A 24,230-nucleotide genomic window follows, 5' to 3' on the forward strand; every position below is an offset into this window, starting at 1 on the left:
ACACGTGGCGGATATCCGCAAGCGGATGTTCGCCCTGCGCGGTGTGCGTTTTATTGCGGCCGCAAATCGATCGCCGAATCCCCCTGACCATCAAACAACTGCCCCGGCTTCTGCGGCAGGATACTTGGCCGTGCGCTGTCGTCGGCGCCGCCGAGCACGCGGATATCGCTGTATTTTTTCCCGGACAAAGCCGCCAGGCCGGCACTGTCGCGGATCACGCTCGGGCGCAGAAATACCATCAAATTGCGTTTGGTATGGGATTCCTTGGTGGAGCGGAACAAGCGGCCCAGCCAGGGAATGTCGCCAAGTAATGGCACCTTGGAGTCGGTCATAGTGACGTCGTCCTGAATCAGGCCGCCCAGCACGATGACCTGGCCATCCTCGGCCAGGATGGTGCTTTTGATCGAGCGTTTATTGGTGATCAGGTCCACCGCTTGTGCGGAAATGGTCGCACTCGGCGCGATCGAGGAAATCTCCTGTTCGATCTCAAGGCGCAATGAAGCGCCGTCGTTGATATGTGGGGTGACCTTGAGGGTTACGCCGATATCTTTGCGTTCAATGGTGGTAAAGGGGTTGGTGGTGCCGTTGGTGGTCCCACTGGTGCTGTAGGAGCCGGTCTGGAACGGTACGTTCTGGCCCACCAGAATTTCCGCTTTCTGGTTGTCCAGGGTCAGCAGGCTGGGGGTCGATAGCAGGTTGCTTTTGCTGTTGGCCGACAGCGCGGTAATCAGTGCGCCGAAGTTCTTGCTGCCGATGCCGATGATGGCGCCGTCGGGAAGGCTTTCCGGAACGGTTTCATCCTGAATCGCCTGCAACACCGAGCCGACTGAAAGCCCGGTGTTGTTGAAGTTCACCCCACCCAGGCCGCCGCTGTCGCCGCGCGCATCTACCGCCCACTGCACACCGAGGGCGTCGGTGATATCGCCGGAAATCTCGACGATGGCGGCTTCCACCATCACCTGCGCACGCGGCACATCCAGTTGACGGACGATCTCTTCAAGCATCGCCACGGTGTCCGGTTCAGCCAATAACACCAGGGCGTTGAGGCTCTCGTCGGCGCGAATCAGGATGTTCTGTGGCTTGCCACCGCCGGCTTCGGCGGTGCCGCCGGCTGGGTTCTTGATGCCTTCGGAAATCTCCCCGAGTACGGTGGCGAGGGTTTTCGCATCGTTGTGGCGCAGGCGAATCACTCGGGTATTGGCGGAGCGGCTGCTCGGGGTGTCGAGGGATTTGGCCAGGCCGATCATGCGTGCGCGGGCGGCTGGAGGGCCGAGCAGAACCAGGCGGTTGGTGCGGGTGTCGGCGATCACCTGGGTGCCGCCGGAGGCGCCTTTGGCCTGGCCGCCACGGGCGAGGCTGGCGTTGATGGCTTCAGCCGCATCGGTCACCCAGGCGTACTGCAGATTGACCACGCTGTAATCGTTGTCACCTTTTTGGTCCAGTTGATGGATCAGGTCCTCGATGCGGGCGATGTTGGCGCTGCGGTCACTGATGATCAGGGCATTGGCCGAGGTCACTGCAGCCAGGTGGCCGTATTGCGGAATCAATGGGCGAATAAGCGGAATCAGTTCGGCGACGTTGCCGTGCTGTACCTGAATCAAGCGGGTTTCCAAGCGGTCCGGCGCTGAGCGGCCGCTGTCGGCGTCGGCCTTGGCCTCGGCATTGGGCACGATGCGTGCCTGGTCGCCCTGGGTAATCACGCTGAACCCGTGGGTGGCCATCACCGAAAGGAACAGCTGATAGATTTCGCTGAGCGACAGCGGCGCCTTGGAAACGACATTGACCTGGCCCTTCACCCGCGGATCGACCACAAAGGTTTCGCCGGTGATATCGGCGATCTGGTCGATGAACTCGCCGATGTCGGCATCCTTGAGGTTGATCGTCCAACGCTCCTGGTCCTGCTGCTCCTGCCCGGCACTGGCGGGCGCCGGGGTGATGGCCGCGCTGGCGGTGACGCTGAGGCCAAGCAGGCTGCAGGCGAGCAGGGCGAGGCTCAGGCGTGTAAGGGTTGATGGCATCGGCTTAGTCGCTTTCCGTAGACGGGTCAGTAGGAAGGGGGTCGGTTGATTGCGGCGCAGCCGGGGGCTCGGCTTCATACACCGGCTCCTGTTCTGTAGGGGCTTCGGGCTGGCCGCCAGCGCTTTCCATCTGTTGGCGCAACGCCTCCATGCGGTCACGCAATTGCTGTTCATCCTGTTGTTGCAAGGTGGACAGCTCGTCCACCGCACTTTCATTGATCGGCTGGTTGCCGCCGGGGCTGCCTTTGCGCTTGTTGAACATCAAGGTTTCCAGGCGGCCGTTACGCTCGATCTCCACCCGGTCGCGGTAAACCGCGTGCAGGCGAATGCCTTTGTCGATTTCACTGCCGATGGCAAAGCGTAATGGCTTGCTGCCCTCGCGTTGAATGATCGCGCTGGAGCTCTTCGCATCGCTGTGCACGAAGCTGCCGCGCAAGGTCAGGCGCAGGGTGGTAGCAGGTGGGGCGGCGCTCTGGCTGACGCGGGCGGGGCCGAACAGGGTTTGAATGCTGTCCAGCGCCGGGGCGGCGGCCGATTCGTTGGTGTCGCTGGCCGGAACAGTAGCGTGGCTGCGATTGAGCTGTAACCAATCGATGGTTTGTGTGGCGAAACTCAGGCTGATTAGCAGGATCAACAACACGCCCAGCAGTGTCGGGGCGTTATGTAGCAGCCTACGTAGGGTCTCGGGCACGGACAAAGAAATTACTCGCTACTGTCGGATTTGCTGGCGGCCGATCATAGAGCAGCCACATGTTTTTTAGCATCCACTTTGCCCGGTAGTCCTATTCTGTTTTTTCTGGGGGGCGCTGTGTTTTTTCGGCAGTATGGTAAAGATAGCGCCCGCTGCGGGTTCTTCGAGCCGTAACGCGCAAAAACAATAAAAAAACAGCGGCATGGCGTGCAATCGTCATCCTTAATCTTGAACATGAGGCGCCATTACGATGCCAGGGTTGGGTTACAGATGAATGTGTCTCCGGTGGAAACGCTGCCACGTCGTTTGCCGTTCAGCTATGCCAAGCGCAATGGTGTGGTGCTGATGCTCGATCAGGACCTGGTGTGCCTGGGCTTCCGCCCCGCCGTGGACATGGTGGCGTTGGCCGAAGCGCAACGTTTTGTAGGCCGCCGCCTGCCGCTGCGCGCGCTCACCCCCGCCGCCTTCGACCAAGCCATGGCCTCGGCCTATCAACATGACTCGGCCTCCATGCAACTGGCCGAAGACATCGGCGGGCGCCTGGACCTGGCCGCCCTGGCTGACCAGGTGCCGGAAACCGAAGACCTGATGGAGCAGGAAGATGATGCGCCGATCATTCGCCTGATCAATGCCATCCTCGGCGAGTCGATCAAAGAAAACGCCTCGGATATTCACCTCGAAACCTTTGAAAAACGTTTGGTCGTGCGCTTTCGCGTCGACGGCGTATTGCGTGAAGTGCTGGAGCCCAAGCGCGAGCTGGCTGCCTTGTTGGTATCGCGGATCAAAGTCATGGCGCGCCTGGACATCGCCGAAAAACGAGTGCCCCAGGATGGCCGTATTTCCCTGCGGGTAGGTGGCCGCGAGGTGGACGTGCGGGTGTCCACCTTGCCCTCAGCCAACGGCGAACGGGTGGTGTTGCGACTGCTCGACAAGCAGGCAGGGCGCCTGAGCTTGCAGCACCTGGGCATGTCCAGCCGCGATTGCCAGATGATGGAAGCCAGCGTGCGCAAGCCGCACGGCATCATTCTGGTCACCGGGCCAACCGGTTCGGGCAAGACCACCACTCTGTACGCCAGCCTGGTCAGCCTCAATGACCGCACGCGCAACATCCTTACTGTTGAAGACCCGATCGAATACCACCTTGAGGGCATCGGCCAGACCCAGGTCAACACCAAGGTCGACATGACCTTCGCCCGCGGCTTGCGCGCCATTCTGCGGCAAGACCCGGACGTGGTGATGGTCGGCGAAATCCGTGACGCGGAAACCGCGCAGATCGCCGTGCAGGCCTCGCTGACCGGGCACTTGGTACTGTCGACTCTGCACACCAACAGTGCGATTGGCGCCGTCACCCGCCTGGTCGACATGGGCGTCGAGCCGTTCCTGCTGTCTTCCTCTTTGCTCGGGGTATTGGCCCAGCGTCTGGTGCGGGTGCTGTGTCCGCACTGCAAGGAAGGTTTGCCGGTGACTGAAGCCGAGGCCCAGGTGCTCGGCGTGCGCAGCGGCGAGATGCCGGTGATTCACCACGCCCGTGGCTGCCCGGAATGCAAACAGCAGGGCTATCGCGGCCGTACCGGTATCTATGAGTTGGTGGTCTTCGATGACCACATGCGCACCCTGGTGCACAGCGGCGCCGGTGAACAGGAAATGACCCGTCATGCCCGCGGCAACGGCCCGAGCATTCGTGACGATGGCCGGCGCAAGGTGCTCGAGGGCATCACCAGCCTGGAAGAAGTGCTGCGCGTGACCCGTGAAGACGAAGCGCCGAGCACGGGCGCTCAGCGGCGCGAACTATCTTCGGCCTCGCCGACTCAACACCAACGTAGGGGCGACAGACGTTGATGGCGCTTGAGCCCGTCCGCACAGTCAAACCGTTGGGCACATTCTGATGGCGGCTTACGAATACCTTGCCCTGGACCAAGCAGGGCGCCAGCAAAAAGGCGTGATGGAGGCCGACAGCGCCCGTCAGGTGCGGCAAATGCTGCGCGACAAACAGCTGGCGCCGCTGCAGGTCAATGCCACCCGCACGCGCGAGCAAGCCAGCAATGACGGTCACTTCACCTTTGTTCGCGGCCTGTCGGCACGTGATCTGGCGATGCTTACCCGGCAACTGGCGACCCTGATCCAGGCTGCTTTGCCGATTGAGGAAGCCTTACGCGCGGCTGCCGCCCAGGCCTCGGCGCCGCGGGTGCAAGCGATGTTGCTGGCGGTACGCGCAAGGGTGCTGGAAGGCCATAGCCTGGCCGCTGCGCTGAAGGAGTTTCCCGCCGCATTTCCCGAACTGTACCGCGCCACGGTCGCTGCCGGTGAGCACGCCGGGCATCTGGGGCCGGTGCTGGAGCAACTGGCCGATTACACCGAGCAGCGCCAACAGTCGCGGCAAAAGGTGCAATTGGCGCTGCTGTATCCGCTGGTGCTGATGGTCACTTCGCTGATCATCGTCGGCTTTTTGCTCGGTTACGTGGTGCCCGATGTGGTGCGCGTGTTCATTGATTCCGGGCAGACCCTGCCGGCTCTCACCCGTGGCCTGATTGCGTTGAGTGATGGGGTGAAACACTGGGGCTGGTTGTTTGTACTGCTGGCGGTGGCCGGTGGTTTTACCGCGCGCTGGGCGTTGCGCGATGACAAGGTCAAACGCCGCTGGCATGCCTTTCAATTGCGCCTACCGCTGGTTGGGCGCCTGGTGCGCGCCACCGACTGCGCACGGTTTGCCTCGACCCTGGCGATTCTCACCCGCAGCGGTGTGCCGCTGGTGGAGGCGCTGAGCATTGGCGCCCAGGTGATTTCCAACCGGGTGATTCGCGCCGACGTGGTGCTGGCCGCGCAGAAGGTGCGTGAGGGCGGCAGCCTGACCCGTGCGCTGGAGGCCAGCGGGCAGTTCCCGCCGATGATGCTGCACATGATCGCCAGCGGTGAGCGCTCCGGCGAACTGGACCAGATGCTGGCCCGCACCGCGCGTAATCAGGAGGGCGACCTGGCCGCGCAGATCGCGCTGATGGTCGGCCTGTTCGAACCTTTCATGCTGGTATTCATGGGCGTTGTGGTGCTGCTCATCGTGCTGGCGATTCTTCTACCGATTCTGTCCTTGAACCAATTAGTGGGGTGATGACCATGCAACAGATAGCCATGAATACAGGACGTCGACAGTCGGGTTTCACCCTGATTGAGATCATGGTGGTGGTGGTGATTCTCGGCATCCTCGCCGCGCTCATCGTGCCGCAAGTGATGAGCCGTCCGGACCAGGCCAAGATCACCGTGGCCAAGGGCGATGTGAAAGGCATCAGCGCGGCCCTGGACATGTACAAGCTCGACAACCACACCTACCCCAACACCCAGCAGGGTCTCGAAGCTCTGGTGAAAAAGCCCACCGGCAATCCGGCAGCTAAAAACTGGAACGCCGACGGCTACCTCAAGCGTTTGCCGATCGACCCGTGGGGCAACCCGTATCAATACCTGGCGCCGGGCAGCAAAGGCCCGTTCGATTTGTACTCGTTTGGCGCCGACGGCAAGGAAGGCGGCAGCGACAACGACGCCGATATCGGTAACTGGGATCAGTGATACGCGTGCGGCCCCGAACGCAAGCCGGCTTCACCCTGATCGAAATCATGGTGGTGCTGGTGATTCTCGGCGTAGTGATCGGCCTGGCCGTGCTCAGCAGCGGTATTGCCGGCCCCTCGCGGGAACTGCGCAATGAAGCCGAGCGGCTGACGGGGCTGATCGGTGTGCTGGCAGATGAGGCCGTGCTGGATAACCGCGAATATGGCCTGTGGTTCGATACCACCTCCTACCAGGTGCTGCGCTATGACGCGGCGAAGAACAGCTGGCAGGCGCTGGACAAAAATCCCCACGCGCTGCCGGCCTGGGCCGTGCTGACCTTGGAGCTGGAAGGTAATGCGCTGAAGTTGCCCAGCCCTGACGCTGAGGAAGAAGGGCAGAAGGGCGCCCAGCGCAGCCCGCAACTGTTGATTCTGTCCAGCGGTGAGCTCAGCCCGTTTCGGCTGCAACTGGCCGAGAAACGCCCACAGGGCGCGCGGTTGCAAATGAGCAGTGACGGTTTTCGCCTGCCCAAAGTGGAAGCCGCCGATGCCAAGCAGGCAGTGAAATGAAGCGCCTGGGCGGCTTTACCTTGCTGGAGGTGCTGGTGGCCCTGGCAATTTTCGCCCTGGTCGCCGCCAGTGTGCTCGGCGTCAGCGCCCGCAGCTTGCAGACCGCCGCACGTCTGGAAGACAAGACCCTGGCGATGTGGATTGCCGACAACCAATTGAGTGAGATGCAGCTGGCGCCTAGCCCACCTGGCGATGGCGATCAGCAGGGCCAGGTGGACTTCGCCAACCGCCAATGGCAGTGGCAGAGCACGGTGGAAAATACCAGCGAGCCGACCATGCGCCGCGTCACCGTCTGGGTGGCCGGGCGCGATGAGCGTGGTCGTGGCGGCACCATCAAAGACCGTGCGGTGGTCACCCTGGTCGGCTTTGTCAGCACCGAGCCGCTTGGGGTCGAGCAATGAGGCCTCAGCGCGGTTTTACTTTGCTGGAGTTGCTGATTGCCGTGGCCATCTTCGCCCTGTTGGCGCTGGCTACCTACCGTATGCTCAGCAGCGTGATGCAGGCCGACGGCGCCACCCGTGAACACGAGCAGCAACTGCGCGAAGTGGTGCGCGCCATGGCCGCGTTCGAGCGTGACGTGCTGCAGGTGGTACCGCGCCCGACCCGCGACCCCTTTGGCGAGGACCGCCCGGCATTGATCGGCGAAGACGGCGACGACACGGCCCTGGAGTTCACCCGCAGCGGCTGGCGCAACCCCATGGGCGCGCCGCGTTCGCGTTTGCTGCGGGTGCGCTGGAAACTCAGTGGTGAGCAGTGGCAGCGCCGTTACTGGAACGTGCTCGACCAGGCCCAAGACAGTAAGCCGCAGGTGCAAGCGGTGCTCGACGGAGTGACCTCATTCACCTTGCGTTACATGGACCGCCAAGGCCAATGGCTAGCCAGTTGGCCGCCCACCGATGGCACCGCCAAAGAGCGTTTTGAGCGCTTGCCCCGAGCCGTCGAACTGGTGCTCGAACACCGCCGTTATGGCCAACTGCGGCGTGTGCTGCGTTTGCCCGATGGTGCCAAGGACAGCAAGCCAGGCGACGGCCAGACACCGGAATCGGGCGACGGGCAGAACAACGGCGATAACGCCGGGCAGGTGCAGCAATGAGACGTCAGCAGGGTGTGGCCCTGATCACCGTGCTGCTGGTGGTGGCGGTGGTGACCGTGGTCTGCGCCGGGATGATCGCCCGTCAGCAAGTTTCCATTCGCAGCAGTGCCAACCTGCTGGATGTGCGCCAAGCCTGGCATTACGCCCTGGGCGGCGAAACTCTGGCCAAAGCCCTGCTCAAACAAGACCTGCGCCGCGGTGACCCGCGCCAGCCGGTGGACCACCTCAGCGAAGCCTGGGCCAAACCGCTGCAACCCTTCACCCTGGATGAAGGCGGGGTGCTCAATGTGCGCATTGAAGACCCCAGCGGCCGCTTCAACCTCAATAGCCTGGTGAATCAGGAGCAGGTCAACGACCAGGCGGTGGCGCGCTTTCGCCGCTTGCTGCTGCGCCTGGGTATCGTCGAGCCCTACGCCGAACGGCTGGTGGACTGGCTCGACAGCGATCAGGAACCCACGGGCGGCGATGGCGCCGAAGACAATCAATACTTGCTGGCCAAACCGGCGTACCGCACCGCCAACCGACGCCTGCAGGACATCTCCGAGCTACGGTTACTGTTGGGCATGACCGAGGTCGATTACCGGCGTCTGCTGCCCTACGTCAGCGCGTTGCCGGCGGACGTCGGCCTCAACGTCAACACGGCCGGGGCGATGGTGTTGTCCTGCCTGGCGGATGGCCTGACCCCGGATCTCGCCCAGGGCATTATTCAGGCGCGCGGCGCCAAGGGCTTTGCCACGGTGGAGGCCTTCAATAGCCAGCCGGCACTGGCCGGTTTCGGTATAGAGGGGCAGGGATTGACGGTGGGTACCCAGTATTTTCAAGTGATCAGCGAAGTGCGCATCGGCGATCGCCGGCAAGTGCTGGTCAGTGATGTACAGCGTGATGAGCAAGGGCGGGTGAGGGTGTTGGCACGTGACCTGGGGCAAGAGGGTTGGGTCCAGTACGGGCAAGGAACGGCAAACAAGGAGCAGGCACCATGAGCCTGGTAACACTATTTCTGCCTGCAGCGGCGGCCGTGACGGTCGACGACAGCCTGGTGGTCGACCGCGTGCGCGGCGGCGTACATGACCAGCCGCTGCTGGCTAATGCGCTGGCTGAGTTGGACGGGCCGTGGCGGCTGATCGTGCCGGTGGAGGCGATCACTGCCTGCGCCGTACAGTTGCCGACGCAAAAGGCGCGCTGGTTGCGCCAGGCATTGCCCTTCGCGGTTGAGGAGCTGTTGGCCGAAGAGGTGGAGCTGTTCCACCTGGCCTTGGGCTCGCCGCTGGCCGATGGTCGCCACCGCATCTATGCCGTGCGCCAGAGTTGGCTGCAAGGCTGGTTGGCGCTGTGCCCGGGTATGCCGCCGGAGAGCATTCAGATCGACGCCGACCTGCTGCCGGAGCAGGGCACGCAACTGTGCTGGCTGGGCGAGCGCTGGCTGCTCGGCGGCCAACTGGCGACGCGCCTGGCCATGGCCACCGACGATTGGCCGGCGCTGGCCGGGCAATGCCCGTTGCCGCTGCACGCCGTGGCACCACCTGGCCAAGTGCTGCCCGAAGGCATCGAAACCGCGCAACGCGAAGACGATCCCTATCTGTGGCTGGCCAGCCAGACCGGCGCTTGCAACCTGGCTCAGGGCGAGTTGGCCAGTCGCGAAGAAAGCCAGGGGTTGAAACGCTGGCGCCCGGTGCTTGGCCTGGTCGGCCTGTGGCTGGTGCTGCAATGGGGATTCAACCTGGCCCAGGCCTGGCAGCTGCAACACAAAAGCGATGCCATCGCGGCTGCCAACAATGACCTGTACCGCGAGCTGTTTCCCCAGGACAGCAAGTTGATCAACCTGCGCCATCAGCTGGACGAGCACTTGAGCCAAGGGGCGGCGGGCGGCAAGAGCCGGCTCCTGGCTTTGATGGAGCTGGCCAGTACCGCCGTGCAGGCCGATGGCGGCTTGGTGCGCGTGCAGCAGCTCGACTTCAGCGACATTCGCGGCGATCTGGCGCTGCAACTGCAGGCGCCCGACTTCGCCGCGCTGGAACGCCTGCGCCAACGCTTGGCAGACGCAGGCCTGGCCGTGCAACTGGGCTCGGCCAGCCGTGAAGACAGCGGCGTCAGCGCCCGTTTAGTCGTAGGAGGGCAGGGATGAACACGACAATGCTCAAAGGCCAGTTGCTCGAACGCTGGCAACGCTCGCCGCTGCAGCGACGCTGGAACACCCTGGTGCCGCGCGAACGAATGGCGTTGGCCCTGATGCTGCTGTGCATCGTCGGTGCGCTGCTGTACATCAGCTTCTGGCAACCGGCTCAACACCGTCTGCACAACGCCCGCGAAGCGCTGGCCCAGCAACTGGAGCTCAGCGGCTACCTGCAAGCCAAGGCGCCGCAGGCCCGGGCGTTGGTGGAACGGCCGACCAGCAGCATTGCTCCCGAGCAACTGCAAGGCCTGGTCACCACCAGCGCCGCTGCCGCGCAACTGACCATCGAGCGCATCGACAATCAGGGCGATGGCAGCCTGCAGGTCAGCCTGCAGCCGGTGGCGTTCAACCTGTTGCTGCGCTGGTTCAATGAGCTGGAAGCGCAGGGTGTGCGTATTGATGAAGCGGGGCTAGACCGTAATGAAGAAGGCCTGGTGACGTCACGGTTGACCTTGCGGGTGGCGCAGTAAAAGCATCGCGGCTAATCGGAGCTTTTTCACTTAAACGCGCAACCCCCCACAGCGATCGCCATTCAGCCTGGCGAAGCGGGCAAACAGAAAAAACCGTTAATTTAAGAAAATTTCTATATGGGGTGTTGACTTAGGTGTGTCCCCCGCGTAAATTTCGCGCCTCGCAAGCAAGGGGTGATTAGCTCAGCTGGGAGAGCATCTGCCTTACAAGCAGAGGGTCGGCGGTTCGATCCCGTCATCACCCACCACTTGTGAAACCGGACGAAAGTCCACCGACGCGCAGCGGTAGTTCAGTCGGTTAGAATACCGGCCTGTCACGCCGGGGGTCGCGGGTTCGAGTCCCGTCCGCTGCGCCATTATTTGCCAGGTACGACCTAGTCGGGCCTGAGATCGGAAAGCCAACCAGGGCTTGAAGGTCAGACGCTAGAACGTTTCATGCTGTACCGGACGCAAGTCCACCGACACGCAGCGGTAGTTCAGTCGGTTAGAATACCGGCCTGTCACGCCGGGGGTCGCGGGTTCGAGTCCCGTCCGCTGCGCCATATACGAAACCCTTGGTTCGCAAGAACCAAGGGTTTTTTATTGCCTGCGCTTTTTAAAGTGTGGCCTGAGTGCTTCGTTCATCTGTTGTTCATCTGCGGGTTTTAGGCTTGGCCGCAGACCCAAACGACAAGCACATGAGCGAGCACAAGCAAATGGACGAATACCAGGAAGAGCTTCTGGAATACCGCGCAGCGGAGCAAGACGAGCCGGCAGAGCTGATCGAAGACGCCACCGAGCTGTGAGTGTGGACTTGCGTGGCTCTAGCCACGAAACTCCGAAGAGGCCTTAAAAGCCTGTTTGTCGCCACGCCGCGGTTTATCCTGCCTTGCGCTGTTCCCGCCGAAACTCCCCTGGCGTCTTGCCCGCCCAGCGCTTGAACGCGCGCTGAAACGCCTCTGCCGAGGCAAACCCCAACAAGTAGGCAATCTCGCCAAAGGCCAATTCCGTGTCACGGATATAGGCCATGGCCAGGTCGCGGCGGGTGTCGTTGAGGATGGCGCGGTATTGGGTGCCTTCTTCGGCGAGTTTGCGCCGCAGGGTCCAGGTAGGCAGCTGCAGGCGCGCGGCGACTTCTTCGAGGTCGGGTTCGCGGCCATTCAACAGCGGGCCGAGCAATTGGCTGATGCGCTCGCGCAGGCTGCGGGTGCGGGTCAGTTGGTCTAGCTCGCGCTCGCAGATTTCCAGCAAGTGGCGCCAGGTGCTCGGGCAGTGCTCGGGGTTGCGCAGGGCGAGGGTGGCCTGGTTCAGGCGCAGTTGGTTAGTGCTGCTGGCGAACTCCACCGGGCAGCCGAAAAGCGCGCTGTAGTGTTCGGCGTAGCTGGTGGCGGGGAATTCGATGTCGACCTTTTCCACTGCCAGTTTCTGACCGGCCAGTGCTCCCAGTTGCGCTGCCCAACCAGCCAGCACCGAGTCGACCACAAAGCGGTTGTAGGCGTTGTACGGGCTGATGGAATAGAAGCGCAGCCAGGCGCCACGGGCGTCTTCATGGAAACTCGACTGGCCGCGATAGTTGTAGGCGTACAGGGGTTCGAAGCGAATCAGTGCTCGTGCCGCCTCGCGCACATTGGGTGCCTGGGCGGCGGTGACACCGGCCAGGCCAACCTGGCTGAGGCGGGTAAACACCCCCATGCTCAGGCCCAGTCCCGGTTCGCCGCTGAGTTGAATGGCGGCATGGCCCAGGCGCATATAGCGCGGAATCGACAGGCGCGCCCGCGGCTCGGCCAGGCGGGCGCTGTCCAGGCCGTATTGTTCCAGCAGCGGCTCGGGGTCTTGCCCGGCGTGGCGTAGGGCGTCGTCCAGGCCATGCACAAAACCTACCGACAGGTCGCCTAGCCGTACACGCACCGGTTTCATCGGTTACAGCCAGATGTTCAGCAGGCGGCCACCATGACCACCGGCGTCGTTGACCAGGCTGACGTTTTGCTCGGTGGCCAACAGGCTCTGCCCGTCACTGCCCAGGTTCCACAGTTGCCCGCGCATAAACACCGTCAGCCCAGCCTGCGCGCCACTGCTGCGCAAGCGGTTGGCCATTGCCAACTGCTGCCAGGCCTGGCCTTCGGTAACCGCTCCGGGTTGCACGGCGACATCGTCCGGGGTTGGCGCGCCGTTATAGCCGCCCCAGGGTTTCGACCAGTTGCCATTGCCGGTAAGAAAGGCTGGCACGACGAGCAGTTGCACGCCCTGTTTGCCCAGTTCGGCATAGCCGGCGGGGTACCAGCTGTCGGCGCAGATCAGCACGCCCAGACGCCCGGCCGGGGTGTCGACCACCTGCAGCGCGCTGGCTGGCGCGGCGGCGATAAACACCTGCTCATCGCGAATCGGATAGACCTTGCGCTGCGGCTGGCCCAGCGGTGCGCCATCGCTGCCGAACACCAGGCTGACGTTGTACAGCGGGCCATCGCCGACCACTAACTGGCCGTTCTCCACCCGAGGCTCGGGCAGCACGATGGAGCCGGCCACCAGGGTGATGCCGAAATCCTTGGCCAGGCCGCCGAACACCGCTTGGTAGTCGCGGGCCATGGCGTCGCCTTTCATTCGCAGCAGGGCGTCCTGCAGGCGGTCTTCACCCTTGGCCGAGAGCAGCGCGCGACCCAGTTTCAGCGGGTTGCTGGCGGCCAACCAAGCCATGGCGCTGTCGATGGTCTGCGCCTGATAGACCTCGGCCTTTTCGCCGCTGATCACCAGCCAGGTACCTATATGTTCCGGCAGTACGGCCACTGTTTTGCCATTCAGCAGGCCTTCATCGCGGGCCTTGTGCAGGTAGGCGGCGAGCTTCAGACGCAGCAGGTCGGTGCTGTGGTAGTCGCCGGAAAACATCTCCGGCTGGATGCCCAGCAGGTTGCCCTTGTCGCCAGGCTGGCCCTGGTTGAGCGCCACGTGGCTGCGCAGGTCGGAGAGGTAATGGGCGTCGGTGGGGATGTCGGTCCACAGCGCATAGGCGCCGAGCAGGATGACGACGATAGCGGCCAAGGTGTTGCCAAGTAGTCTGCGCATGGTCATGGGAGTGCGGAATGAGGGTGTAAGGGTAGGGCGCCGATGATCGCTTGCCAAGTCGTGCTGCGCAGTTGGATCAATAACTTGTCACTTTGGATCATTGAGGGGGCGCGGCGCCCTCTTTATCGTTCAGCCCATAACTGACCGCCACCCGCTTGAGGTGGCTGGCATTCCGTGCATTAACCGTTCGATGTGGAGCTATCTATGACCGCCGCTCAATTCCCGCACCTGTTGGCCCCGTTGGACCTGGGTTTCACCACCCTGCGTAACCGCACCCTGATGGGTTCCATGCACACCGGGCTGGAAGAGAAGCCGGGCGGCTTCGAACGCATGGCCGCCTACTTCGCCGAGCGCGCCCTGGGTGGCGTCGGCCTGATGGTCACCGGCGGTATCGGCCCGAACGTGGAAGGCGGCGTGTACGCCGGTGCCGCCAAGCTGAGCACCCAGGAAGAAGCCGACAACCACCGCATCGTCACCCGTGCTGTGCACGAGGCGGGCGGCAAGATCTGCATGCAGATCCTCCACGCCGGCCGTTATGCCTACAGCCCGAAATCGGTAGCGCCGAGCGCCATCCAGGCGCCGATCAACCCGTTCAAGCCGCACGAGCTGGACGAAGAGGGCATCGAAAAGCAGATCGCCGACTTCGTCACCTGCTCATCCTTGGCGCAGGTTGCCGAGTACGACGGCGTGGAAATCATGGGCTCCGAGGGTTACTTCATTAACCAGTTCCTCGCCGCCCACACCAACCAGCGCACCGACCGCTGGGGTGGCAGCTACGAAAACCGCATGCGCCTGTCGGTAGAAATTGTCCGCCGAGTGCGTGAAGCGGTAGGTCCGAACTTCATCATCATCTATCGCCTGTCGATGCTCGACCTGGTGGAAGGCGGCAGCACCTGGGACGAAATCGTCACCCTGGCCAAAGCCATCGAAAAAGCCGGCGCCACCATCATCAACACCGGTATCGGTTGGCACGAAGCGCGGATCCCGACCATCGCCACCAAGGTGCCACGTGCGGCGTTCACCAAGGTCACCGCCAAGCTGCGCGGCGAAGTGAGCATTCCGCTGATCACCACCAACCGCATCAATACTCCGGAAGTGGCGGAACAAGTGCTGGCCGACGGTGATGCCGACATGGTCTCGATGGCCCGTCCGTTCCTCGCCGACCCGGAGTTCGTCAACAAGGCTGCTGAAGGCCGTAGCGACGAAATCAACACCTGCATCGGTTGCAACCAGGCCTGCCTGGACCACACCTTCGGCGGCAAACTCACCAGCTGCCTGGTCAACCCACGCGCCTGCCACGAAACCGAGCTGAACTACATCCCGACTACCGCGGTGAAGAAAATCGCCGTGGTCGGCGCCGGCCCTGCCGGTCTGTCGGCTGCCACCGTGGCCGCCGAGCGTGGCCACAGCGTGACCCTGTTCGACTCGGCCAGCGAAATCGGCGGCCAGTTCAACGTCGCCAAGCGTGTGCCCGGTAAAGAAGAGTTCTACGAAACCATTCGCTACTTTGGCCGCAAGTTGCAAACCACCGGCGTTGATCTGCAACTGAACACCCGCGTCAGCGTGGATGACCTGGTTAAAGGTGGCTTCGACGAAATCATCCTGGCCACCGGTATCGCCCCGCGTACCCCGGCGATTCCGGGCATCGACAACCCGAAAGTGATCAGCTACCTGGACGCCATTCTGCAGCGCAAACCGGTTGGCCAGAGCGTGGCCGTGATCGGCGCCGGCGGTATCGGTTTCGACGTGTCGGAATTCGTCGTTCACCAAGGCGAAGCCACCAGCCAGGACCGCGATGCGTTCTGGAAAGAGTGGGGCATCGACAAGGCTCTGGAAGCCCGTGGCGGTATCGCTGGCATTAAGGCTGAAGTACATGCACCGGCGCGTCAGGTGTTCCTGCTGCAGCGCAAGAAATCCAAAGTCGGCGACGGTCTGGGTAAAACCACCGGCTGGATCCACCGCACCGGCCTGAAAAACAAGAACGTGCAGATGCTCAACAGCGTCGAGTACCTCAGCGTGGACGACGCCGGCCTGCACATCCGCATCGGCGAAGGCGAGCCGCAAGTGCTGCCGGTGGACACCATCATCGTCTGCGCCGGCCAGGACCCGCTGCGTGAGTTGCAGGAAGGTCTGGAAGCGGCTGGGCAATTGGTGCACCTGATTGGTGGTGCTGATGTGGCGGCCGAACTGGATGCCAAGCGCGCCATTAATCAAGGTTCGCGTCTGGCTGCTTCGCTGTAACTAACCGAGCTCCTTGTCGTCGGCCAGGCGGCGTTGCGTCCTCGCTTTTAATGCTCGCGTACTGCAGTACGCTGCGCTTAAAAGCTCCGGGGCGCCTTGCCTGGCCTTAGCCCAGAAGCTCTCGACCGAGTTGTCGGTTTTATAAAGGCAAAAACAACAACAAAGGAGTTGCCATGACCAGTTCCGCTTTGAGTTCCAACCCCGCCGTCACCGCCACCCTTGAGCAGTGGCATTCGATGATCAGCAGCAAAAGCCTCAAGGCCTTGCCTGAGTTGCTCGACCCGAAAGCGGTGTTCCGTTCGCCTATGGCCTACAAACCGTATGAGGGCGCGCAAATGGTCAATCTGATTCTGAACACGGTGATTCAGGTGTTCGAGAACTTCGAATACCACCGCCAACTGGTCAGCGCCGATGGCCAGAGCGTGGTGCTGGAGTTCAGTGCCACAGTGGGCGACCGTCAGCTCAAGGGCATCGACATGGTGCAGTTCAACAGCGACGGCAAGATTGTCGACTTCGAAGTGATGATTCGCCCCATGAGCGGCCTGCAGGCGCTCGGGGAGGAGATGGGCAAGCGGTTGGCGCCATTTCTGGCCAAAGCGCCAGCCTGAACTGCAAAAGTTCCCGGCTGAATAACAAAAGTTGACTGTTGTACCAATTCCGTCACAGTTTCACCCCAGCGCCCGATTCCAGGGCGCTGACCACGGGTGACTGCCAACCCAGTCACATTGCCGTCGGTCCTTTTTACCCTAGACTTGAGCCAAATGTAGGAATACGCCTACTTTCTCGCTGTGCGCGCAGAAAAATTCGAGCGTATTCGTAAGCGCGATAGCTCGCCGTGTTTGGCTTAGGGGTTCGTTGATGAGCATGCAGATCAAGCCGCAAATGGTTGAGGCCGTGGTGTTCTTCAGTGAACGCGGTATCTGCAAGGAAATGCTGTTTCCCGAGTTCGAGGCCTTGCTCGACGGCGTGGTCAATATGCCGGAATTTCGCGATCAGCAAATGCGTGTCGCCTACGTGCTGATCAACCCCCGTCTGCTAGTGCGCGCGGCGGTGTTCTTCTTCCTCGATTTTGATGAACGCGGCTCGCCTGATAGCGGCTGGAACATTCCCCTGCGTCACCTCGCCGAACGCTCCGGCCGTGGCCCTGACTTGGGTGCCGGTCCCATCCGCCTGGCTTGCCGCAGCCAGTGCCCGGTGTCCTGGCACCAGATGCACCTGTGGGACCCAAGCCTGGTGCCCGGCCAGAACGACCTGGTGCTGCTGCGCGATACCGTCAAACGTAACCAGTTGGGCCTGTTGGTCGAAGATGACCTCGGCCAGAGTGTTTCTACCGAGCGCCTGCAGTTGGCCCCGGAAGACCAGTGGCACGCGCCGGACCCAGGCAAAGAGGCCGCCGAGCAACTGGCAGAAAAGATCGAGCAGGAACACCGGCTGAAAACCGCCCAACTGATCAAGCAGCAGCGCCTGCGCATCAGCAGCCAGACCCAGCAATACGAAGAGGAGTTGGCCAAGCTCAAACTGGCCGGCGCCGAAGACACGCAGAAAATGCTGGCGCAGATCCAGACCCTGCACCAGGCCCTGCGCCAACAGGAAGAACTGAACGTCAGTCTCAAGGGCCAACTCGCTGCCCAGGCCGACACCTTCCAGAAAAACCGCGAAGAAATGACCGAGCAACTGCGCGCCATCGAACGCCACGGCCGCACCGAAACCGACATTCTGCGCGCCCAGTTCGACAGCGAGTTGCAGGCGCGCATCGCCTCCGCGGTGGTCGAGTACAAAGAGCAGATCGCCATTCGTGATGTCGAGCTGGCGTACCGCAATGAACTGGACACCCAGCTTGAGCAGGAAGTTGAGCGCCTCAAGCAGGAGCGCGACGCCTTTGCCAGCCAGGGGGGCGAACAGATTCTCGAGCGCCTGTCGAAACTCGGCGTGGTGTTTGTGGTGTACCACCCAGGCGCCGGGCACCTGACCATTCCGCTGCAAGACATCGCCCGCTACCAGGACAACCCCATGGCCTACGCGGCCGCCAAGTGTTTTGTCGCTGAGCCGCAGTACCGCCAGTGGCTGGCCCATTACGAAAAACCCAGCTGCGATGCCAGCCTGCCTAATGGCGACCGTTGCGGCATTCCTCTGGATCGTATCGATTCCCCTAGCCGTTTTGTCATTGGCGACTCCAACTGCTGCGCGCGGCACAAAACCGGCGCACGCCTGCGTACCGTCAGCTAAACCTTGCCGCTCAGCCTGCCGTCCTGGTCTCCCCAGGCGCCTCTACAGCGCCTGGTAATGCCCTGGCTGGAGGAGACCGGCGTTGAGGTGGCGGTGTTGCGCCTGGACCTGATCGACCCGCTGATCAGTGGCAACAAGTGGTTCAAGTTGCAGCATCACCTGCACGCCGCCGAAGCGGCCTGCGCTGCCGGCGTGATCAGCCTTGGCGGGGCCCACTCCAATCACCTGCACGCCCTGGCCGCCGCCGGTAAACGCTTTGGCTTCGCCACCGTCGGCCTGCTGCGCGGCGAGCCGCAAGACACGCCCACTGTTCGCGACCTGCACGCTTGGGGTATGCAGCTGCATTGGCTCGGCTATGGCGGCTATCGCCAGCGCCACCAGGCTGATTTCTGGCAACCCTGGTTAGCGCGTTATCCCAATTTCTACCCTGTGCCCGAGGGCGGTGGCGGCTTGCCTGGAGCGCGCGGTTGCATGGCGTTGCGCGAGATGGCTGAGGCGCAATTGGCCAGCATCGGCTGGGACGATTTCGACGCCTGGTGGCTGGCCGTCGGTACCGGCACCACCCTGGCCGGGCTGGTGCTGGCCGAGGCCGGGCGGCGGCTGGTCTATGGGGCAGCGGCGGTGCCGGCGGGGCATGGCGTGGAAGATAACCTGCGGGCGATCTTCGAGCTGGCTGGAGAAAACGATCAGGGGTATCGCTTGCTGGAGGCGAGCCGTGGTGGTTTTGCTAAGGTCGATACAGCGCTGACGACGTTTGTCGAGCAGGTGGAGGTAGGCAGCGAGGTGCCGCTTGAAGCGATTTATACCGGTAAGGCACTAATGGCGTTGCGCCTATACGTGGTGGCCGGTAACGTGGCTCGCGGCACGCGCCTGCTGTTCGTCCATACGGGCGGTCTGCAGGGGCGTCGGGCCACTCACCTGAACATTGCGCACCCTGGCGGGACGCCGGGCTTGCCGTTGGAGTCTGACCATTTCCATGAGTGACCCCCTTAACCTTGAGCAACTGCGCAGTCTGACGCCGCTCAATGTGTTGTCCGAGCAGCAATGGCGTGAACTGCGCAGCCAACTGGTGCCGCAGCCGATGCTGGCCGGGCAGTTGCTGTTTCGCCCCGGCGATCAGGCGCGCCTGACCTATTACCTGTTGGCCGGCGAGCTGTTGCTGACCACCGTCGACGGGCAGCAAACGCGCTTGCAGGCCGGCAGCGAAGCCAGCTGCCATCCGTTGTCACCCAGCCTGCCGCGGCTGCACGAAGCCCGTGCGCTTACCGACATCAGCCTGCTGATTCTCGACAGCGCCACCCTGACTCGCTTGTTGACCTGGCGCCTGGCCTACCAGGACCTGTTGCTGGAACTGGGTCAGCGCGGCGGCGATGTCGAATGGCTGGAGCGGCTGCTGGAAAACCCGCTGTTCGCCAAGGTGCCGTCCCCCAACGTGCGCGCCATGCTCGACCGCCTGCAGCGCATCGAATTGAAAGCCGGCAGCACCGTGCTCAGTGAAGGCGAGGCGGGCGATTGCTGCTTCTTCCTCAACAGCGGGCGTGCCGAAGTGATCCGCAGCGCCGGCAGCGACCGTCAGGTGTTGGCCGAGCTGGAAGTGGGTGCCTGTTTTGGTGAGGAAGCACTGCTGGCCGACCAGCCGCGCAATGCCACCGTGACCATGCTCGAAGACGGCGTGGTGCTGCGCCTGGATCGCCAGGACTTTTTCGCCTTGCTCAAGGCGCCGATTGTTGACGAGGTGTCGTTTGGCGAAGCCGCGCGTTTGCTGTCCGGCGGCGCGCAATGGCTGGACGTGCGCTTGCAGGAAGAATACGAGCGGGCCCACGCCCTCCAATCGCTGAACATGCCGCTGCAACTGCTGCGTCTCAAAGCGCGGTTGCTGGATAAAACCCGCACCTACCTGTGCTACTGCGACAGCGGCAACCGCGCCACCAGTGCGGTGTTTCTGCTCTCGCAGCTGGGCTACAACGCCTACGCCTTGCGCGATGGCCTGAATGCCTTGCCGGCGGTGATGCGCGATGGGCTGTTGTGTGAGAGTGGGTCGGGGTATTTGGCGCGGTCGGGGGGGAGGACCGAGCGTAGTCGATAGCACCGGATCTGCGACGGTTCCGATATTCTGAATCCTGAATCGTCGGTCCGCCGCCTGCACTCGGACGACGGAGACTTCTGCACCAGACACCGTCATTCCAGCGCAGGCTGGAATTCAGTATGTCGGGTGGAAATGCGTTCTCCTGGCTTATTCTGGGTCCCAGCCTGCGCTGGGACGACGGAGGTTTTCAGGTTTACTCTCGTCTTTCTCACGTAGGCGGCGGTCCAGCGTTTTAGCTGTCACGCATACCGTTGGCCATTCCACTGCGGCCAGGCATCGGCCACCAAAAACACCCGCTCTACCTCCTGCCACGCCCCTTCCTCGTCTCGCTCAAAGCGCACCAACAATTGCGCCTGCGCATCGGGCTCCAGCTCATCCAGCCACTGGGTAAAACGCTCAGTCGTCCACAGCGTCTGATCCTGTTCCCGCGCCGGCGCCAGCCAGGTTTGCCGGGGAATGGGCTGCCAGTGCCCGCGGCCATTCTGCAACGCCGGCCAGTCTTTGCGATGCAGCCAACGCCCGCGCAAATGCTCGTTCAGTGCGCCGGCCGGCGGCTGACTAAATCCCGGCCACGGATAAAACAGATAGCCCGCCAACCACAGCTGCGGCTGCACCTGCGTGATACCCAACTGCGCCAACGCAGCCTGCGCTTCGGGCCGTGCCGAGAGTGGTAATTGGTGGTTCAACAGATGCTCAAGCTTGCGCGCCAGGCGGTCCTGGCTGCCGGGCCCCAGCCACTCGTGAGCGTTGCTGCCATCGCCTTGCTGCGGGCCGAGGTAGAGCTTGATCGCCAGCTCCTGGTGGTGCACGCCGTCATCGTCTTGCAGCAGCAAATCCAGCTCGCCGAGGGTGTGCCCACCCTGACGAATTGCCAGGTTGGCGGCCAGCAATTGCACTCCGGGTGCGGCCATCAGGGCGAACTGCCACAAGCGTTCGTAGTACAGACCCAGGCGGCGAATGCTGTGCTGCGCGAGCCAGGCGCTGAGTGGGGTCGGGTCACGGTCGAGGGCGTACAGCCAGTCGGCCAGTTGCTCGGGGGCCGCTACCCAGGCGCTGGCCGTCAGCGGGTGGCGCTGCGGGCAAACTGCGGGGTCGAGCAGGGGCGGTGACAACAGCACCCACGCCAGATCACGTACGGCCGGCTGATGCAGGTGCTGGGGCAGGGCGCTGAGGGTGGGAAAAAGCGTCATTCTGCGAGCATAGCGGTTAGCTCGGGCAATGTGCGCCTTGGTTTGCTTGGCGCCTTTCGCCCATAATTGCCCCGTTCACCGAAATCGGCCTGTCTGGCCCTCTCTGCATCGAGAGCGCTTTTTCTTATTTCTGCCAGCGTCTCCCAGGAGCCTCATGGAGCAATTTCGCAATATCGGCATCATCGGCCGCTTGGGCAGTTCCCAGGTGCTGGACACCATCCGCCGCCTGAAAAAACTGCTTATCGAGCGTCAGCTCCACGTGATCCTTGAGGACACCATTGCCGAAGTGTTGCCCGGCCACGGCCTGCAGACTTCCTCGCGCAAGAGCCTGGGCGAAGCCTGTGATCTGGTGATCGTGGTCGGCGGCGACGGCAGCATGCTCGGCGCCGCCCGCGCCCTGGCGCAGTTCAATGTGCCGGTGCTGGGGATCAACCGCGGCAGCCTGGGCTTTCTCACTGATATTCGCCCCGATGAGTTGGAGACGAAGGTAGCCGAAGTGCTCGATGGCCAGTTCCTGGTGGAGAACCGCTTCCTGCTGCAAGCCGAAGTACGCCGCCATGCCGAAGTGATAGGCCAGGGCGATGCGCTGAACGACGTGGTGCTGCACCCCGGCAAGTCGACGCGGATGATCGAGTTCGAGTTGCACATCGATGGCCAGTTCGTCTGCAGTCAGAAAGCCGACGGCCTGATCGTCGCCACCCCGACCGGCTCCACGGCCTACGCCTTGTCCGCCGGCGGGCCGATCATGCACCCCAAGCTCGACGCCATTGTGGTGGTGCCGATGTACCCGCACACCCTGTCCAGTCGGCCGATTGTGGTCGACGGCAACAGCGAGCTGAAAATCGTCGCCTCCAAGGACATGCAGATTTATCCGCAGGTGTCCTGCGACGGCCAGAACCATTTCACCTGCGCCCCTGGCGACACCCTGATCGTCAGCAAGAAACCGCAGAAGCTGCGCCTGATTCACCCGCTCGACCATAACTACTACGAGGTCTGCCGGACCAAGCTGGGTTGGGGCAGTCGGCTCGGAGGCGGGAACGACTGATGGAACTCGACCCGGCGCGCGGTTATGACCTGATCGGTGATGTGCACGGCTGTGCGCACACCCTCGCGCGCCTGCTTGATGGCCTCGGTTACCAGCGCCGCGGCGGCGTGTGGCGCCACCCGCGGCGGATGGCGATTTTCCTCGGCGATATCGTCGACCGTGGCCCGCGTATTCGCGAGGCGCTGCACATCGTCCACGACATGGTCGACGCCGGACAGGCGCTGTGCATCATGGGCAATCATGAATTCGACGCGCTCGGCTGGAGCACCCCGGCGCCGCCCGGCAGTGGCCGCCAGTTCGTTCGCGAGCACACGCCGCGCAACGCCCGTCTGATTACCCAGAGCCTGGCTCAATTCGATGCCTACCCCCACGAGTGGCGCGAATTCCAGCGCTGGTTCTACGAGCTGCCGCTGTTTATCGACGCCGGTCATTTCCGCGTCGTGCATGCCTGCTGGGATGCCGGCTTGATCGACTCGCTGCGCACCTTGCACCCGGATGGCCGGGTGGACGAAGCCTTTGTGCAGGACGCCGCGGTGTCCGGCAGCTTCGCCAGCCGGGTATTCAGCCGCCTGCTGCGCGGCACCGACATGCGCCTGCCGGACGGCCTGACCCTGACCAGCGACGACGGCTACACCCGCGCCTTCTTTCGCACCAAGTTCTGGGAAGAAGATCCGCAGACCTATGGCGATATCGTCTTCCAGCCCGACGCCTTGCCCGACGCCGTGGCGCGCACGCCGCTGACCCCGCGGGAGAAAACCGAACTGCTGCGCTACGGCCCGAAAGAGCCGCCGCTGTTCGTCGGCCACTACTGGCGCAAAGGCCGCCCGGCGCCGATCCGCCCCAACCTGGCGTGCCTGGACTACAGCGCCGTGCTGTACGGTCGGCTGGTGGCATACCGGATGGACCAGGAAAGCCGCATCGACCCGAATAAATTTGCCTGGGTGGACGTTGAGCGCCCGGAGCTGCCCATTGAGTGATAGCGCGATGAATCCCGTTGAAGTGTTGCGGTTGCCGGTGAGCGTGAACCTGGCCGGCTTTGTCGAACTGTTGCAGCGCATGCAGGTGCCGCATCGGGTCAGTGAGGAGTCGGGCGAGCAGGTGTTGTGGGTGCCGGGCGAGGAGCTGGCTGGCCAGGTGCGCGGTCTGTATCAGCAGTACCCCGAGGGCGATCCGGAGCAGCGTTTACAGCTGCCACCCGCCGTGCAGCCCAAGGCCGGCGGCTTCGTTCAGCAACTGCGCGACAGCCCGCTGACGGCGGCAGTGTTGCTGCTGACCTTGATCGTTGCCGGCATCACCTTGCTCGGCGACAACCACGGCACCATTCACTGGCTGAGCTGGTTCGACTACCGCGTGCAGGGCGAATACGCCTATTTCGTGCCCTGGCTTGACAGCATGGCCGCCGGCCAATACTGGCGGCTGATCACGCCGATCTTTATCCACTTCGGCATCCTGCACCTGGCCATGAACAGCATGTGGTACTGGGAGTTGGGCCGGCGCATCGAGTTCTATCAGGGCAAGTGGCTGCTGCTGGGGCTGACGCTGTTCTTTGGCCTGGTCTCCAACGCCGTGCAGTTCTGGTGGGCAGGGCCGTCGATTTTTGGCGGGCTGTCGGGTGTGCTTTACGGTTTGCTCGGCTACTGCTGGATTTACCAGCTGCTGGCGCCCAATCGCGCGTATCACCTGCCCAAGGGCGTGGTGGTGATGATGTTGATCATGTGGGTTATCTGCATGAGCGGCATTACAGAGCTAGCAGGCTTCGGGATTGCCAACGCCGCGCACACCGGCGGCTTGGTGGCGGGCTGCCTCACCGGTCTGTTGGGCGGTGCACTGGCGCGCCGTCGCCGTTAAACTGCGACTTTGT

The 24,230-nt window shown here is 62.9% G+C and carries 22 protein-coding genes and 3 tRNA genes; 20 read left to right on the top strand and 5 right to left on the bottom strand.

What is annotated here, in order from left to right:
• Positions 1-50: 50 nt before the first annotated feature.
• Both gspD and C8K61_RS00845 read right to left on the bottom strand, forming a co-directional pair.
• On the bottom strand, positions 51-2,018 hold the full coding sequence (gene gspD / locus C8K61_RS00840) for a type II secretion system secretin GspD (protein WP_108094249.1): 1,968 nt from the start codon (positions 2,016-2,018) through the stop codon (positions 51-53).
• A gap of 4 nt (positions 2,019-2,022) precedes the next feature.
• Positions 2,023-2,655, bottom strand: a complete 633-nt coding sequence (locus C8K61_RS00845; protein ID WP_371919956.1) for a type II secretion system protein N — start codon at positions 2,653-2,655, stop codon at positions 2,023-2,025.
• Positions 2,656-2,979: 324 nt separating this feature from the next.
• Between C8K61_RS00845 and gspE the strand changes: the two genes are divergently transcribed.
• The 12 genes from gspE (at position 2,980) to C8K61_RS00905 (ending at position 11,087) form a co-directional block, all read left to right on the top strand.
• Positions 2,980-4,548, top strand: coding sequence for a type II secretion system ATPase GspE (gene gspE / locus C8K61_RS00850; protein ID WP_108094251.1), 1,569 nt, complete (start codon positions 2,980-2,982; stop codon positions 4,546-4,548).
• 46 nt (positions 4,549-4,594) lie between these two features.
• A complete protein-coding gene (gene xcpS / locus C8K61_RS00855; RefSeq protein ID WP_108094253.1) occupies positions 4,595-5,812 on the top strand; it encodes a GspF family T2SS innner membrane protein variant XcpS in 1,218 nt (405 codons plus the stop codon).
• 20 nt (positions 5,813-5,832) lie between these two features.
• Positions 5,833-6,264 carry a type II secretion system major pseudopilin GspG gene (gspG, locus tag C8K61_RS00860; RefSeq protein WP_108094869.1) on the top strand — a complete coding sequence of 144 codons (432 nt, stop codon included), beginning with the start codon at positions 5,833-5,835 and terminating at the stop codon, positions 6,262-6,264.
• Positions 6,265-6,269: 5 nt separating this feature from the next.
• Positions 6,270-6,812 carry a type II secretion system minor pseudopilin GspH gene (gene gspH, locus C8K61_RS00865; protein ID WP_156684107.1) on the top strand — a complete coding sequence of 181 codons (543 nt, stop codon included), beginning with the start codon at positions 6,270-6,272 and terminating at the stop codon, positions 6,810-6,812.
• Complete coding sequence (gene gspI / locus C8K61_RS00870; protein ID WP_108094255.1) at positions 6,809-7,213, top strand: type II secretion system minor pseudopilin GspI; 405 nt, start codon at positions 6,809-6,811, stop codon at positions 7,211-7,213. The genes gspH and gspI overlap by 4 nt, the downstream gene beginning before the upstream one ends.
• Complete coding sequence (gene gspJ / locus C8K61_RS00875) at positions 7,210-7,905, top strand: type II secretion system minor pseudopilin GspJ (RefSeq protein WP_108094257.1); 696 nt, start codon at positions 7,210-7,212, stop codon at positions 7,903-7,905. The genes gspI and gspJ overlap by 4 nt, the downstream gene beginning before the upstream one ends.
• The gene (gspK, locus tag C8K61_RS00880) at positions 7,902-8,885 is read left to right on the top strand and encodes a type II secretion system minor pseudopilin GspK (protein WP_108094258.1); all 984 of its coding nucleotides are present in this window, start codon (positions 7,902-7,904) and stop codon (positions 8,883-8,885) included. Before gspJ ends, gspK begins: the two co-directional genes overlap by 4 nt.
• Positions 8,882-10,027: a type II secretion system protein GspL gene (gspL, locus tag C8K61_RS00885; RefSeq protein WP_108094260.1), complete on the top strand. Its 1,146-nt coding sequence runs from the start codon at positions 8,882-8,884 to the stop codon at positions 10,025-10,027. The genes gspK and gspL overlap by 4 nt, the downstream gene beginning before the upstream one ends.
• A complete protein-coding gene (locus C8K61_RS00890; RefSeq protein WP_108094261.1) occupies positions 10,024-10,545 on the top strand; it encodes a type II secretion system protein M in 522 nt (173 codons plus the stop codon). The genes gspL and C8K61_RS00890 overlap by 4 nt, the downstream gene beginning before the upstream one ends.
• A 172-nt stretch (positions 10,546-10,717) precedes the next feature.
• Positions 10,718-10,793: transfer RNA gene (locus C8K61_RS00895), tRNA-Val, on the top strand.
• Positions 10,794-10,824: 31 nt separating this feature from the next.
• Positions 10,825-10,901 (top strand) — tRNA-Asp (locus C8K61_RS00900).
• Between the two features lie 109 nt (positions 10,902-11,010).
• A tRNA-Asp gene (locus C8K61_RS00905) sits at positions 11,011-11,087 on the top strand.
• A 316-nt stretch (positions 11,088-11,403) separates the two neighbouring features.
• Here the strand turns inward: C8K61_RS00905 and C8K61_RS00910 are convergent.
• Both C8K61_RS00910 and C8K61_RS00915 read right to left on the bottom strand, forming a co-directional pair.
• Complete coding sequence (locus C8K61_RS00910; RefSeq protein WP_108094263.1) at positions 11,404-12,441, bottom strand: AraC family transcriptional regulator; 1,038 nt, start codon at positions 12,439-12,441, stop codon at positions 11,404-11,406.
• Between the two features lie 3 nt (positions 12,442-12,444).
• Positions 12,445-13,581 carry a carbon-nitrogen hydrolase family protein gene (locus C8K61_RS00915; RefSeq protein ID WP_108094871.1) on the bottom strand — a complete coding sequence of 379 codons (1,137 nt, stop codon included), beginning with the start codon at positions 13,579-13,581 and terminating at the stop codon, positions 12,445-12,447.
• Positions 13,582-13,785: 204 nt separating this feature from the next.
• On the opposite strand from C8K61_RS00915, the gene C8K61_RS00920 reads away from it, so the two are divergent.
• The 5 genes from C8K61_RS00920 (at position 13,786) to C8K61_RS00940 (ending at position 20,134) form a co-directional block, all read left to right on the top strand.
• A complete protein-coding gene (locus C8K61_RS00920) occupies positions 13,786-15,822 on the top strand; it encodes an NADPH-dependent 2,4-dienoyl-CoA reductase (protein WP_108094264.1) in 2,037 nt (678 codons plus the stop codon).
• Between the two features lie 173 nt (positions 15,823-15,995).
• The gene (locus tag C8K61_RS00925; RefSeq protein WP_108094266.1) at positions 15,996-16,430 is read left to right on the top strand and encodes a nuclear transport factor 2 family protein; all 435 of its coding nucleotides are present in this window, start codon (positions 15,996-15,998) and stop codon (positions 16,428-16,430) included.
• A gap of 250 nt (positions 16,431-16,680) precedes the next feature.
• Positions 16,681-18,048 carry a chromosome partitioning protein ParA gene (locus tag C8K61_RS00930; RefSeq protein ID WP_108094268.1) on the top strand — a complete coding sequence of 456 codons (1,368 nt, stop codon included), beginning with the start codon at positions 16,681-16,683 and terminating at the stop codon, positions 18,046-18,048.
• 57 nt (positions 18,049-18,105) lie between these two features.
• Positions 18,106-19,032 (top strand): 1-aminocyclopropane-1-carboxylate deaminase/D-cysteine desulfhydrase, encoded by a 927-nt coding sequence (locus C8K61_RS00935; protein ID WP_108094270.1) that lies wholly within the window; start codon positions 18,106-18,108, stop codon positions 19,030-19,032.
• Positions 19,025-20,134, top strand: a complete 1,110-nt coding sequence (locus C8K61_RS00940) for a cyclic nucleotide-binding domain-containing protein (protein ID WP_108094272.1) — start codon at positions 19,025-19,027, stop codon at positions 20,132-20,134. Before C8K61_RS00935 ends, C8K61_RS00940 begins: the two co-directional genes overlap by 8 nt.
• A 239-nt stretch (positions 20,135-20,373) precedes the next feature.
• On the opposite strand, the gene C8K61_RS00945 is transcribed toward C8K61_RS00940, so the two are convergent.
• A complete protein-coding gene (locus tag C8K61_RS00945) occupies positions 20,374-21,324 on the bottom strand; it encodes a DUF1853 family protein (protein WP_108094274.1) in 951 nt (316 codons plus the stop codon).
• 154 nt (positions 21,325-21,478) lie between these two features.
• On the opposite strand from C8K61_RS00945, the gene C8K61_RS00950 reads away from it, so the two are divergent.
• Genes C8K61_RS00950 through C8K61_RS00960 form a run of 3 tightly spaced genes read left to right on the top strand, consistent with a single transcriptional unit; the run spans position 21,479 to position 24,217 of the window.
• The gene (locus C8K61_RS00950) at positions 21,479-22,369 is read left to right on the top strand and encodes an NAD(+) kinase (RefSeq protein WP_108094277.1); all 891 of its coding nucleotides are present in this window, start codon (positions 21,479-21,481) and stop codon (positions 22,367-22,369) included.
• Complete coding sequence (locus C8K61_RS00955; RefSeq protein ID WP_108094279.1) at positions 22,369-23,346, top strand: metallophosphoesterase; 978 nt, start codon at positions 22,369-22,371, stop codon at positions 23,344-23,346. The genes C8K61_RS00950 and C8K61_RS00955 overlap by 1 nt, the downstream gene beginning before the upstream one ends.
• A 7-nt stretch (positions 23,347-23,353) precedes the next feature.
• Positions 23,354-24,217 (top strand): rhomboid family intramembrane serine protease, encoded by an 864-nt coding sequence (locus C8K61_RS00960; RefSeq protein ID WP_108094281.1) that lies wholly within the window; start codon positions 23,354-23,356, stop codon positions 24,215-24,217.
• Positions 24,218-24,230: the final 13 nt, after the last annotated feature.

This window comes from Pseudomonas sp. GV071, assembly GCF_003050835.1.
Classification (GTDB): Bacteria; Pseudomonadota; Gammaproteobacteria; order Pseudomonadales; family Pseudomonadaceae; genus Aquipseudomonas.